The organism is Microbacterium wangchenii (assembly GCF_004564355.1).
Lineage (GTDB): Bacteria > Actinomycetota > Actinomycetes > Actinomycetales > Microbacteriaceae > Microbacterium > Microbacterium wangchenii.
This window is the reverse complement of sequence record NZ_CP038266.1, coordinates 2,956,509-2,968,785: the sequence shown is the minus strand read 5'-3', so window position 1 is coordinate 2,968,785 and position 12,277 is coordinate 2,956,509. Positions and strand designations below refer to the sequence as shown.

Genomic DNA, 12,277 nt, shown 5'->3' with positions numbered 1-12,277 from the left:
CGAGGAGAGCCGCGCTAGCGTCGCAGGCGTCCCGTTTCCGAGTGCAAGGAGAACAGCCATGGCCACCACGAAGGCGAAGGACGCCAAGAGCGCCCCCACGCGCAACCGCCGCCGGCCCGCACGCGGCGGAGCCGGGGCGGGTCTGACGAAGGAGGAGAACGCCGAGAGCGGCTTCACCGCATCCGCGGAGCTGAGCGAGAACCTCCAGAAGGTGCTCGTCGACCTCATCGAGCTGTCGATCCAGGGCAAGCAGGCCCACTGGAACGTCGTGGGCAGGAACTTCCGCGACACCCACCTGCAGCTGGACGAGGTGATCGAATCCGCGCGTGAATTCAGCGACACCGTCGCCGAGCGCATGCGCTCCCTCCACGCGCTGCCCGACGGCCGCAGCGACACCGTCGCCGAGACGACCAGCCTTCCGGAGTTCCCGCAGGGCGAGATCGACACCGCCGAGGTCATCGACCTCATCACCGAGCGCCTGGATGCCGTCACCTCCATGTGCCGCGAGGTGCACGACGAGGTGGACGAGGAGGACCCCACCAGCGCCGACATCCTGCACGCCGTCCTGGAGCGGCTCGAGCAGCTCTCCTGGATGGTCAGCGCCGAGAACCGCACCCCCTCCACGCGCAGCGCATAGCCGCCGGGCCCGCCCGCCGCAACCCCGGTGGGCGGGTCAGCCGGGGCTCCTACCGTGGCGGGCATGGCCGACATGTACACCGCACAGGACCCCACCACGCAGTACCCGCGCCCGCCCTTCCCGCCGCAGCAGCAGTCGGGACCGGGCGACATCCACCAGATGGATCCGGCCCCCGACCACGGCGAGACCACCTATATCGGGCTCGGTCGGCTGCCGGGGCGCAAGGCCCTCATCACCGGTGCAGACTCCGGCATCGGGCGCGCGATCGCGATCGCCTACGCCCGTGAAGGCGCCGACGTGGCGCTGAGCTACCTCCCGGAGGAGCAGGCGCAGGCCGAGGAAGTTGCCGCACTCGTGGAGAAGGAGGGGCGCACCGCCGTCCTCCTCCCCGGCGACCTGCAGGTCGAGCAGACCAACATCGACGTCGTGGAGAAGGCCGTGGCGGGCTTGGGCGGGATCGACATCCTCGTCATCAACGCCGGCACGATGCCCACGGTCGACAGCATCGACGACTTCGAGACGAAGACCCTCGACCACGTCGTGAAGGCGAACATCTACCCGCTTTTCTGGCTGACGAAGGCGGCGTCGCCGCACCTGCAGCCGGGGGCGGCCATCATCACCACCTCCAGCATCCAGGGGTTCCAGCCCTCGCCTTCGCTCGCCGAATACGCGGTATCCAAGGCCGGCATCGCCAACTGGACCCGGGCGCTGTCGCAGCAGCTCATCGAACGCGGCATCCGGGTCAACGGCGTGGCGCCGGGGCCGGTGTGGACGCCGTTGCAGCCCGCCTTCGTGCCGAACGAGAAGATCGAGCAGTTCGGCGCGCAGACCCCCATCGGCCGCGCCGCCCAGCCGGTGGAGCTCGCGCCCGCCTTCGTGTTCCTCGCGTCGCAGGAGGCCAGCTACGTCATCGGCGAGACGATCGCCGTGACCGGCGGCTCGCCCATGCACTAGGTTCCCCCCATGGACGACGAGACCCTGCAGCGCCTGCATGCGTGGTGGCGGGCGGCCAACTACCTCAGCGTCGGGCAGATCTACCTCCTCGACAATCCGCTCCTGCGCGAGCCGTTGACGCGGGAGCACGTGAAGCCGCGGCTGCTCGGCCACTTCGGCACCGTCCCAGGGCTCACCCTCGTCTACGCGCACGCCAACCGCGCCATCCGCGAGCGCGACCTCGACGCGCTGTACATCGCCGGTCCCGGTCACGGGGGGCCGGGCGTCGTGGCGTGCGGGTGGCTGGACGGCACGTACACCGAGATCTACCCGCGGATCACGCGCGACGAGGAGGGGATGCGGCGGCTGTTCCGGCAGTTCTCCTTCCCCGGCGGCATCCCCAGTCACGCGGCGCCCGAGACGCCGGGATCCATCCACGAGGGCGGCGAACTGGGCTACTCGCTCAGCCACGCGTACGGTGCGGTGTTCGACAATCCTGACCTCACGGTGTTCTGCGTCGTGGGCGACGGGGAGGCGGAGACGGGACCGCTGGCGACCGGATGGCACGGCAACAAGTTCGTCGACCCCATCACCGACGGCGCCGTGCTGCCGATCCTCCACCTCAACGGCTGGAAGATCGCCAACCCGACGCTGCTGGCCCGCATCCCCGATGACGAGCTGCTGAGCCTCCTGCGGGGGTACGGCCACGATCCGATCCTGGTGTCCTTCGATGCCGACGACGAGCCGGCCCACGTGCATCGAGTGTTCGCCGAGGCGCTGGACGGCGCGCTGGACCGCATCCGCGACATCCAACGGGCCGCGCGTGAGGACGGCTCCACCGAGCGCGCGATCTGGCCGATGATCATCCTGCGCTCGCCGAAGGGCTGGACCGGCCCGAAGGAGGTCGACGGACTGCCCGTGGAGGGCACGTGGCGTGCGCACCAGGTGCCGCTCCCCTCCGCGCGCGACACCGAGGAGCACCTCCGGCAGCTCGAGGAGTGGCTCCGCTCGTACCGGCCGGAGGAGCTGTTCGGCGACGACGGTGCACCGCTGCCCGACACCGTCGCGCTCGCCCCCGACGGCGAGCGGCGCATGTCGGCGACGCCGCACGCCAACGGCGGCACCATCCGCGCCGACCTCGACCTGCCCGACTTCCGCGACTTCGCCGTCCCGGTCGGTGCGCCGGGAGCCGAGGACGCCCAGGCCACGGCCGTTCTCGGGCGCTTCTTCGCCGAGGTCATCCGGCGCAATCCCCGCACCTTCCGGATCTTCGGGCCTGACGAGACCGCTTCCAACCGGCTCGCGCCGGCCGTGTACGACGCGACCGACAAGCAGTGGAACGCGGAGTTCTCATCGCTGGACGAGCACCTCGCCCGTGCCGGGCGGGTGATGGAGGTGCTCAGCGAGCACCAGTGCCAGGGGTGGCTCGAGGGGTATCTGCTCACCGGGCGGCACGGCGTGTTCAACAGCTACGAAGCGTTCGTGCACATCGTCGATTCGATGTTCAACCAGCACGCGAAGTGGCTCGAGGCCTCACGTCCGCTCGTGTGGCGCGCGCCGATCGCCAGCTTCAACTACCTGCTCTCCAGCCACGTATGGCGCCAGGACCACAACGGCTTCACGCATCAGGACCCCGGATTCCTGGACGTCGCGGTGAACAAGAGCGCCGAGATCGTGCGGGTGTACCTGCCCTTCGACGCCAACACGCTGCTGAGCACGTACGACCACTGCCTGCGGTCGGTGGACTACATCAACGTCGTGGTGGCCGGCAAGCAGCCCTCACCGCAGTGGCTGGGCATGGACGAGGCCATCGCCCACTGCCGCCGCGGGCTGGGCACGTTCGCATGGGCGGGCGCCGAGCAGGAGGGGCGGGCCCCCGACGTGGTGCTCGCGGCAGCCGGGGACGTCCCCACGCACGAGACCCTCGCCGCCGCCGCGATCCTGGCCGAGCACGCGCCGGATCTGTCCACCCGGGTCGTCAACGTCGTCGACCTCATGCGCCTGCAGTCCGAGGATCAGCATCCGCACGGTCTGAGCGACGCGGACTTCGACGGGTACTTCCCGCCCGACGTGCCGACGATCTTCGCGTTCCACGGCTATCCGTGGCTCGTTCACCGCCTCACGTATCGCCGGCACGGGCACGACAATCTCCACGTGCGCGGGTACAAGGAGCGCGGGACGACCACCACTCCGTTCGACATGGTGATGCTCAACGATCTCGACCGCTTCCAGCTCGCCATCGACGCACTCGACCGGGTGCCCGGGGGCGCGGCTCGCTATGCCGGGTTGCGCCAGGACCTGCTGGATCGCCGAGCCCGCGCCCGCGCCTACACGCGCGAGCACGGCGAGGACGAGCCCGCCATCGCGGGGTGGCGGTGGGGCGCGGCGCACGCCTGACCGCCACCGCGGTGCGCAAAACTCAGGAGATCCGGGGGTTTCGCCGGGCTGGGGATGCCGCGGCGCGGCGTGTCTCCTGAATTCTGCGCAGGCCGGGGGCCGCACCCGGCGTCGCTGCGGTTGCCGCGATGAGGGTGCATCCCGGTGAGGGGGCGTGCCGCTCCGGCTGCGGGGCGACGGCCGCCAGCCCACCGCGGTGCGCAGAACTCAGGAGATCCGGGGGTTTCGCCGGGCTGGGGATGCCGCGGCGCGGCGTGTCTCCTGAATTCTGAACGGAGGGAGGCGGCCGTGAGAGCGAATCAGCCGGCCGAGAGCGCCTGGTCGAGGTCGGCGCGGAGGTCGTCGAGCGACTCGATGCCGACCGAGAGGCGCACGACCTCGGCGGGCACCGCGAGCTCCGTGCCGCGCACCGACGCGTGCGTCATCTCATCGGGGTAGTTCACGAGCGATTCGACGCCACCGAGCGACTCGGCGAGCTGGAACAGGCGTAGCGACTCCGCGAAGCGGCGGGCGGATGCGGCGTCGGCGAGTTCGACGGAGACGATGCCGCCGAACGCCGACATCTGCGCGGCCGCGATGTCGTGACCGGGGTGCGTCGGCAGCCCCGGGTAGTACACGCGGGCGACCCGGTCGTCCTCGTCCAGGAAGCGCGCGAGCGCGAGCCCGTTCTCGCTGTGCCGCTGCATCCGCAGCCCGAGGGTCTTGATGCCGCGTGACGTCAGCCACGCGTCCATGGGGCCGGACACGGCGCCGGCGGCGAACTGCAGGAAGCGCACCTGCTCGGCGAGGGCGTCGTCGTTCAGCACCAGGGCGCCGCCGACGACGTCGGAGTGGCCGCCGAGGTACTTCGTCGTGGAGTGCACGACGACATCGGCCCCGTGCGCGAGCGGGCGCTGCAGCGCGGGGGAGGCGAAGGTGTTGTCCACCACGACGAGCGCGCCGGCGTCGTGGCCCAGGCGTGCGAGCCCGGCGATGTCGGTCACCCGCAGGAGGGGGTTGCTCGGGGTCTCCACCCACAGGATCTGCGGGGCGCCCACGGCGATCGCCGCCGCGACGGCTCCCAGGTCGCTCATGTCCACGACGCGCAGCGACACCCCCCACGGCCCGAGGATGCGGGAGAGGAGCCGGTACGTGCCGCCGTAGACGTCGTTGCCGAGCAGCACCTCGTCACCCGGCCGGAGGGCCGCGCGCAGCAGCGCGTCCTCCGCGGCGAGCCCGGACGCGAACGACACTCCGTGGCGCCCGCCCTCCAGCGCAGCCAGCTGCTCTTCGAGCGCGTGGCGCGTGGGGTTCCCGCTGCGGCCGTACTCGTAGCCGGCGCGCAGGTTGCCGATGCCGTCCTGCACATAGGTGGTGGAGAAGTGCACGGGCGGGATGACCGCGCCGGTGCCCGGATCGGCCGACTGCCCGGCGTGCACGGCGAGGCTGTCGAAGGCGAGGCCGTCGGAGGAATGTGCGGCGGAATCGGCGATCACGAGGAGGCTCCTTCGGAAGCGGAAGCGGAAGCGGGCGCGGAAGCGGAAGCGGAAGCGGGCGCGGAAGCGGGGATGACGGATGCGGGGGAGACCGCGGCGGCGGGAAGGTCGGCGGTCGTGAGCAGGGCGACGGGGCGACCTGTGGCGGCCACGAGCACGGCCCCGGCGGTCGAGACGAGCTCGATCGCTTCGTCGGCGGGTGTCCCCACGCCCACGAGCGGGAGCGGAGCGGCGACGAGATCGGCGACCGGAGTGCCGGGGGAGGCCGCGCGCAGCGTCGTCGCGTGCACGGCGCCCGACACCTCGCCGAGCACGGGATCGGCGGCGGATGCCACGGGGGCCACGTCCACGCCCGCGCGGCCGAGCGCTGCCAGCGCTTCGCCGGCGGTGGCGGATGCGGCGATCACCGGGAGCGCGCGCTCGCCGCGCTCGGCGAGCAGATCCGACACCGTGCGACCGGAGGCCGGCGCATCCACAGCGAACCCGTGCGTCCGCATCCAGGGATCGGAGAAGACCTTCGCGAGGTATCCGCGCCCGCTGTCGGGCAGGATCACGACGACCACGGCCTCGGCAGGGAGGTCTCGCGCCACCCGCAGTGCCGCGACCACGGCCATGCCGCTGGAGCCGCCGACGAGCAGCCCCTCCTCGCGCGCGAGGCGCCGAGTCATCGCGAACGACTCGGCATCGCTGACGGCCTCGACCGCGTCGACCACCGCCGGGTCGTAGGCGCCGGGCCAGAAGTCCTCGCCGACGCCCTCGACGAAGTAGGGGCGGCCCGTGCCGCCGGAGTACACCGAGCCCTCGGGATCCGCGCCGACGATGCGCACGGCACCGTCGGAGACCTCCTTGAGGTACCGCCCGGTGCCGCTGATCGTGCCGCCCGTGCCGACGCCGGCGACGAAGTGGGTGAGCGCCCCGTCGGTATCGCGCCAGATCTCCGGACCCGTGCTCTCGTAGTGGCTGCGGGGGCCGTTGGGGTTGTCGTACTGGTTGGGCATGAATGCGCCGGGGGTCTCCTCGACGATGCGCCGCGAGACGCTGTAGTAGGAGCGCGGATCGTCCGGCGCGACCGCGGTAGGCGCGACGACGACCTCGGCGCCGTACGCGCGCAGGACCGCGCGTTTGTCGTCGGAGACCTTGTCGGGCACGACGAACACGCAGCGGTACCCGCGCTGCTGCGCGTACAGCGCCAGCCCCACGCCCGTGTTGCCGCTGGTGGGCTCGACGATGGTGCCGCCGGGGCCGAGCGCGCCGCTGCGTTCGGCGGCGTCGATGATGTTCGCGGCGATCCGGTCCTTGGACGATCCGCCGGGATTGACGAACTCGATCTTCGCCAGCACGGTGGCGGCGATGCCGTCGGTCACACGGTTGAGGCGGACGAGGGGGGTGTCGCCGATGAGGTCGGTCACGCTCGAGGCGTAGCGCACGGGGTGCATTCCTTCAGTGGGCCGCGTTCGGACGCGGGATGGGCAGAGGTCGTCGAAGGGGCGCGAACGCGCTCAGCGACAACAACGACAGGTCTGCACGGCACCAGCATATCGGCGGCCGGCTTTCGTGCAACCTGCGGTCCCGGCATCCGGCCCGGGCGCTCCGCCGCCGCTACGGGGCCGTGCGCAGGCAGGCCTCCAGCGCCACCCACGGGAGCATCGCGCACTTCACGCGCGTCACCAGGCGCGACACTCCTGCGAACGCCGCCGCATCCCCGAGGCTCTCCGCCGGTTCCACCTCCCCGCCGCCGCGCATGAGGGCGCGGAAATCGGCGATCAGCTCCACCGCCTGCTCGCGCGTGCTGTTGCGGACGAGATCGGACATGACCGACGCGGATGCCGTGGAGATGCTGCATCCCGATCCGTCCCACGCCAGCGCGCTGATGCGGCCGTCGGGGGCCACCTCGACGCCGAGGGTGATCTCGTCGCCGCACGTGGGGTTCAGTTCGTGGTGAGTCGTGGCGAACCCCGACACGTCGCCGCGGCCGATCGGACGCCGGCTGTGATCGAGGATGACCTCGCGGTACAGGTCGTTCAGATCGCTCATCGGTCGGCTCCGAAGAATCCGCGCACCTCGGCGAGGGCTTCGCCGAGGGCGGCGATGTCGTCGTCGGTCGTGTAGACGTAGGCGCTGGCGCGGGTCGTGGCCGGCACGCCGAGCCGGCGGTGCAGCGGCTGGGCGCAGTGGTGGCCGGTGCGCACCGTCACGCCGCGGTCGTCGAGGAACTGCCCGACGTCGTGGGGGTGCACGCCGTCGACGACGAAGCTCACCAGGGCGGCGCGCTCGGCGCCGGGCGCGGGGCCGAGAATCCGCACGCCGGGGACGCGCACGACGGTGTCCACGAGCGCCTGCGCGAGCTCGTGCTCGCGCTCGGCGACCGCGGTCAAGCCCAGATCGTCGAGATAGTCCGCCGCGGCGGCGAAGCCGACGGCCTGCACGACCGGCTGCGTGCCCGGCTCGAACCGGTGCGGTGCGGGGAGGAAGCCCGCGGACTCGAGCGTCACGGTCGTGATCGCAGAGCCGCCCGTGCGCCCGGGCGGCAGGGCGTTGAGGAGCTCTGTGCGGCCGTAGAGGACGCCGATGCCGGTGGGCCCGAGCATCTTGTGCGCGGAGAAGGCGGCGAAATCCACGCCGAGGCCGTGCAGGTCGAGCGGACGATGCGGGGCGGATTGGCACGCGTCGAGGAAGGTCAGCGCGCCGTGGCGGGCGGCGAGGGCGACGACGTCCTCCACCGGTGCGACGAATCCGGTCACGTTGGAGACGTGGGCGAAGGCGATGAGCCGGGTGCGCTCGGACACGACGCCGGCCATGGCGTCGAGCGTCCACAGCCCGTCATCGTCCACCGGCACGGCGCGCAGGATCGCGCCGGTGCGCGCGGCCAGCCGCTGCCACGGCACGAGGTTGGCGTGGTGCTCCGCCTCGGTGATGACGATCTCATCGCCCGGATGCAGCACCCAGGCGCCCTCGCCGCCTTCGTGTGCGGCATCCGTGAGCGACCACGCGAGCAGGTTGATGGCGTCGGTGGCGTTCTCGGTCCACACGATCTCGTCATCGCCGGCGCCGACGAAGCGGGCGATGCGGGCACGTGCCGATTCGAACGCGGTGGTCGCCGATCCGGTGGCGGCGCTGGAGCCGCGGTGGACGGCGGCGTAGGCGGTCTCGGTGAATGTGCGCTGGGCATCGAGGACCACCGCCGGCGGCTGGGACGTCGCGGCGGAGTCGAGGTACACCTGTCCCGGCCGCCGCTGGACGAACGGGAAGTCGGCGCGCGCCTGGCGCATCGCCGTCGAGCGTGGCATCGTCATGGTTCCTCCGTCATCGGCCGCATGGGCCTGCATCCAGTCTCTCTCGTCCGGCGCCGCCGCGGGCGTGTATCAGGTTCGCCCGCCGTGCGTCAACGGCCCGGGGCGACCGCTCTCGCCGGGATACGTTCGTGGTGTTCGACCCCCGCGGATCAGCCGCAGACCGGTGTTCGGGTCACCGCGTCTCTTCGGCCCGTGGGGAGGACGGCCCCCGTCGGCAGTGGCTTCCGCCGCCGGGGGCCGCGAACCTCCCCCTCCCTCGCGTGGCGCTTCTATCGAGTGGCGCGAGCGAGGTTCTGCTGAATCTCAGACCGCGTCTGCGGCGAGGCGGCGGCCGGCTGATCGCGTTCCACGCGCCAGCTCTCGCTCAGAGGTCCGACGTTCACCGTGTCGTAGCCGAACTCGTCGTATACGCGCGCGGCCAGTTCGGCAGCCTCCGGGTGGTCGCTCGAGGTCACGAGCGCGCGGCGGCCGGGCGTCCCGGTCGGCCTGCCGTGGGTGAGGATGTCTCCGCTGCGGATGTGGTTGAACGCCTTGGCCACCTTCGCGCCGGCCAAGTGCGACTGAACCAGACCGGATGTGGTCGTGTCGCCGCTGTCGAGCGCGGGGATGTGCCCGCCGAACTCCCAGTAGTAGTTGGTCGTATCCAGCACGATCTTGCCGACGAGGGGCGCCACTGGGAGGGACGCGTACGCGGCCATCGGCACGGCGACCGCGACGAAATCACCTGCCGCCGCCGCTTCTTCGGCAGTCGCCGCGGTGACACGATCGCCCAGCTCGGCGACGAGATCCGACAGGGTGTCGGGAGTGCGCGAGTTGGCGATCACGACGTCGTATCCCCGCGCGGCGAACCCGCGCGCCAGGGTCGAACCGATGTTGCCTGCTCCGATGATGCCCACACGAGTCATAGCGGTGCCAACCCGGGGTGGTCCCGGCTCATTCCCGCGGCGACGGTCGCGGTGCGGGCGCGGCGATAGGGTGAACGGAATACTCCGCATCCCGCCGAAACGAGACGGTTCATGAGCACGACACCCCCCGGATGGTACGACGACGGCCATGGCGCCCTGCGCTGGTGGGACGGTGCGCAGTGGACCGAGCACGTGCAGCCGCAGGCGGCTCCGGAGCCCGCGGCCGAGGCGGATGCGGCACCCGCTGCGGCCACCCCCGGGGCGAGCGGACCCGCGGAGTCCGCCGATGCTCCCGTGACGTCGGATGCCCACGCGGCGCCTGTCATCGACGGCCCCGCCGCATCGGATGCCGCGACGCCGGCAGGCCCCGCCTACCCGCCGCAGTACCCGGGAGCCCCGCAGCCCGGCGCCCCCGTCGGCATGCCGCCGCAGCCCGGACCCCCGGCGCCGGATCAGTCCAAGCCCAAGTCCAAGCTCTGGATCCTGTGGACGGTGCTCGGCGGCGTGGTGCTGCTGCTCATCGTGCTCGCCCTCATCCTGGTCCCCATCATCGTCGGGTTGTTCACGACGACTGCGGCGACCACCGGCAGCCCGGAAGAGGCGGCGGCAGTCGAAGCGGTCGAACTCTACGACGAGGCGTGGGGCGACGCGGACTGCGACGCCTACGAGCGATCGACCACCGAGGCGTACCGCGAGAGCATCGGCGTGGCCGATTGCGAGGCGTTCGCCGCCGACGCCGAATCGTTCGGCCTGTCCACCGACGATTACGACCTGGAGGTCACCGAGGTCACCGTCCTCAGCGATGACCGCATCGAGGTGGTCACGCTCGAGACGTACGACTCGCTGTACGACCAGAACGGCGAGCCGCTGGACCAGCCGGAGCCGGTGCAGGACACGCTGCGCTACGAACTCGTGCTGGAGGGCGACCGCTGGGCCATCGACGCCCTCGAGTACGCCGGATGAACGCGTCCGCGCCTCCGCGCCGGGGTGCGCGCTTCGTCTTCGCGTGCGTCGGCATCGGCCTGCTCGCAGGACTCCTCTCCGGCCTGTTCGGTGTGGGCGGCGGCACGGTCATCGTCCCCCTGCTGGTCCTGCTGCTCGGGTTCGACCAGCGCCGGGCCGCCGGCACGTCGCTCGCAGCGATCGTCCCGACCGCCGCGGTGGGGGTCATCTCCTATGCCGTCTCCGGCTCGGTCGCGTGGATCCCGGCGCTCATCCTCGCCGCCGGCGCGGTCATCGGTGCGCAGGTGGGCACGTGGCTCCTGCCCCGCATGTCGCAGACGGCGCTGCGGTGGGCCTTCGTTGCCTTCCTCGTCGGCGTCATCGTGAGCCTCTTCTTCGTCATCCCCTCGCGCGAGGCCACGCTCGAGCTGACATGGCTGACGGGGGCGGGTCTGGCCGCACTCGGCCTCATCACGGGTGTCCTCGCGGGGCTTCTGGGAGTCGGGGGCGGCATCATCGTCGTGCCGGCGCTGCTGCTGCTGTTCGGCACGAGCGACCTGGAGGCCAAGGGCACGTCGCTGCTGATGATGATCCCCACCGCGATCTCGGGAACGATCGGCAACCTCCGCCGCCGCAACGTCGACCTCGCCGCGGCGGGACTGGTGGGGCTCGCGGCGTGCACCACGACGGCCGTGGGGGCGTGGCTGGCGACGATCGTCGATCCGTTCGTCGGCAACATCCTGTTCGCAGCGTTCCTGGTCTTCATCGCCGTGCAGATGGCGATCAAGGCGGTTCGCGGTCGCAAGCGCTGACCGCGGTCGCCCCCGACGCCCTCGGTAGACTGGACGCGTGCCCGTCAATCCCCAGCTCGTCGGCCGGACGTTCCCGCCGACCGCTCCCTATCTGGTCGGCCGGGAGAAGGTGCGCGAGTTCGCCCGCGCCGTCTTCGCCGACGCGCCCGCGCACACCGATCCGGACGCGGCGCGCGCGCTCGGGTACGCCGATGTCGTCGCACCGCCGACCTTCGCGATGGTCATCCAGGACCTGACTCTGCAGCAGCTTCTGAGCGAGCCGGATGCGGGCATCGAACTGGCCCGGACGATCCATGCCGAGCAGCGGTTCCGCTACACGCGCCCCATCGTCGCCGGAGACGAGCTGACGGCGACGCTCACCGTCGGCGGGGTGCGCACCGTGGGAGGCAACGCGATGGTGACCAGCGAGACCGAGATGACCGATGCCGCCGGCGCGCACGTGGTGACGGCCACGACGGTGCTCCTGGTCGGATCGGGGGAGCCCGCATGAGCGCCGTGGGAGACGTCGTCGCCGAGCGCACGGTGCACCTGACGCGGGAATCGCTCGTGCGCTACGCCGGAGCATCCGGGGATTTCAATCCCATCCACTATCGCGACGACGTCGCCGCCGAGGTCGGGCTGCCCGGAGTGGTCGCCCACGGGATGCTGACGATGGGCATCGCCGTCGGCGCGATCGGGGAATGGCTGGGGGATCCCGGCCGGATCCTGGAGTACGGCGTCCGCTTCACGCGGCCCGTCGTGGTGCACCCCGACAACGGCGCCGATCTGCACATCGTGGCGAAGCTGGGCGCGGTGGATGAAGACGTCGTGCGCATCGATCTCACGGTGACGCACGCCGAGACGACCGTGCTGGGCAAGGCCCAGGTGCGCGTGCGCGCCTGAC

The 12,277-nt window shown here is 71.6% G+C and carries 12 protein-coding genes; 7 read left to right on the top strand and 5 right to left on the bottom strand.

Annotated features, from left to right (window positions below; genetic code table 11):
* Window positions 1-58 precede the first annotated feature (58 nt).
* The 3 genes from E4K62_RS14410 to E4K62_RS14400 all read left to right on the top strand — a co-directional run bounded on the left by E4K62_RS14410 (window position 59) and on the right by E4K62_RS14400 (window position 3,967).
* Window positions 59-637: a Dps family protein gene (locus tag E4K62_RS14410; RefSeq protein WP_135068605.1), complete on the top strand. Its 579-nt coding sequence runs from the start codon at window positions 59-61 to the stop codon at window positions 635-637.
* Between the two features lie 63 nt (window positions 638-700).
* Window positions 701-1,591 (top strand): SDR family oxidoreductase, encoded by an 891-nt coding sequence (locus tag E4K62_RS14405; RefSeq protein ID WP_276321924.1) that lies wholly within the window; start codon window positions 701-703, stop codon window positions 1,589-1,591.
* A 9-nt stretch (window positions 1,592-1,600) separates the two neighbouring features.
* Window positions 1,601-3,967: a phosphoketolase family protein gene (locus tag E4K62_RS14400; RefSeq protein ID WP_135068603.1), complete on the top strand. Its 2,367-nt coding sequence runs from the start codon at window positions 1,601-1,603 to the stop codon at window positions 3,965-3,967.
* Between the two features lie 299 nt (window positions 3,968-4,266).
* On the opposite strand, the gene E4K62_RS14395 is transcribed toward E4K62_RS14400, so the two are convergent.
* The 5 genes from E4K62_RS14395 to E4K62_RS14375 all read right to left on the bottom strand — a co-directional run bounded on the left by E4K62_RS14395 (window position 4,267) and on the right by E4K62_RS14375 (window position 9,640).
* Window positions 4,267-5,442 (bottom strand): cystathionine gamma-synthase, encoded by a 1,176-nt coding sequence (locus tag E4K62_RS14395; protein WP_240742706.1) that lies wholly within the window; start codon window positions 5,440-5,442, stop codon window positions 4,267-4,269.
* On the bottom strand, window positions 5,439-6,869 hold the full coding sequence (locus E4K62_RS14390; protein ID WP_135071403.1) for a cystathionine beta-synthase: 1,431 nt from the start codon (window positions 6,867-6,869) through the stop codon (window positions 5,439-5,441). Before E4K62_RS14390 ends, E4K62_RS14395 begins: the two co-directional genes overlap by 4 nt.
* 172 nt (window positions 6,870-7,041) lie before the next feature.
* On the bottom strand, window positions 7,042-7,476 hold the full coding sequence (gene sufU, locus E4K62_RS14385; protein ID WP_135068601.1) for a Fe-S cluster assembly sulfur transfer protein SufU: 435 nt from the start codon (window positions 7,474-7,476) through the stop codon (window positions 7,042-7,044).
* A complete protein-coding gene (locus E4K62_RS14380; RefSeq protein ID WP_135068599.1) occupies window positions 7,473-8,735 on the bottom strand; it encodes an aminotransferase class V-fold PLP-dependent enzyme in 1,263 nt (420 codons plus the stop codon). The genes sufU and E4K62_RS14380 overlap by 4 nt, the downstream gene beginning before the upstream one ends.
* 269 nt (window positions 8,736-9,004) lie before the next feature.
* Window positions 9,005-9,640 carry an NADPH-dependent F420 reductase gene (locus E4K62_RS14375; RefSeq protein WP_135068597.1) on the bottom strand — a complete coding sequence of 212 codons (636 nt, stop codon included), beginning with the start codon at window positions 9,638-9,640 and terminating at the stop codon, window positions 9,005-9,007.
* Window positions 9,641-9,751: 111 nt separating this feature from the next.
* Here E4K62_RS14375 and E4K62_RS14370 point away from each other — a divergent pair, with 111 nt between their 5' ends.
* From E4K62_RS14370 to E4K62_RS14355, 4 genes are read left to right on the top strand one after another with little or no spacing between them, the layout of a single operon-like run.
* On the top strand, window positions 9,752-10,603 hold the full coding sequence (locus tag E4K62_RS14370; protein WP_135068595.1) for a DUF2510 domain-containing protein: 852 nt from the start codon (window positions 9,752-9,754) through the stop codon (window positions 10,601-10,603).
* Window positions 10,600-11,394 (top strand): sulfite exporter TauE/SafE family protein, encoded by a 795-nt coding sequence (locus E4K62_RS14365; protein WP_135068593.1) that lies wholly within the window; start codon window positions 10,600-10,602, stop codon window positions 11,392-11,394. The genes E4K62_RS14370 and E4K62_RS14365 overlap by 4 nt, the downstream gene beginning before the upstream one ends.
* A 37-nt stretch (window positions 11,395-11,431) precedes the next feature.
* Window positions 11,432-11,884, top strand: coding sequence for an FAS1-like dehydratase domain-containing protein (locus tag E4K62_RS14360; protein WP_135068591.1), 453 nt, complete (start codon window positions 11,432-11,434; stop codon window positions 11,882-11,884).
* Window positions 11,881-12,276 carry a MaoC/PaaZ C-terminal domain-containing protein gene (locus E4K62_RS14355; protein WP_135068589.1) on the top strand — a complete coding sequence of 132 codons (396 nt, stop codon included), beginning with the start codon at window positions 11,881-11,883 and terminating at the stop codon, window positions 12,274-12,276. The genes E4K62_RS14360 and E4K62_RS14355 overlap by 4 nt, the downstream gene beginning before the upstream one ends.
* Window position 12,277: the final 1 nt, after the last annotated feature.

Coding starts and splice junctions, on each gene's coding strand:
- E4K62_RS14410 (WP_135068605.1), top strand. CDS start 59: ATGGCCACCACGAAGGCGAAGGACGCCAAGAGCGCCCCCACGCGCAAC.
- E4K62_RS14405 (WP_276321924.1), top strand. CDS start 701: ATGGCCGACATGTACACCGCACAGGACCCCACCACGCAGTACCCGCGC.
- E4K62_RS14400 (WP_135068603.1), top strand. CDS start 1,601: ATGGACGACGAGACCCTGCAGCGCCTGCATGCGTGGTGGCGGGCGGCC.
- sufU (WP_135068601.1), bottom strand. CDS start 7,476: ATGAGCGATCTGAACGACCTGTACCGCGAGGTCATCCTCGATCACAGC.
- E4K62_RS14380 (WP_135068599.1), bottom strand. CDS start 8,735: ATGACGATGCCACGCTCGACGGCGATGCGCCAGGCGCGCGCCGACTTC.
- E4K62_RS14375 (WP_135068597.1), bottom strand. CDS start 9,640: ATGACTCGTGTGGGCATCATCGGAGCAGGCAACATCGGTTCGACCCTG.
- E4K62_RS14370 (WP_135068595.1), top strand. CDS start 9,752: ATGAGCACGACACCCCCCGGATGGTACGACGACGGCCATGGCGCCCTG.
- E4K62_RS14365 (WP_135068593.1), top strand. CDS start 10,600: ATGAACGCGTCCGCGCCTCCGCGCCGGGGTGCGCGCTTCGTCTTCGCG.
- E4K62_RS14355 (WP_135068589.1), top strand. CDS start 11,881: ATGAGCGCCGTGGGAGACGTCGTCGCCGAGCGCACGGTGCACCTGACG.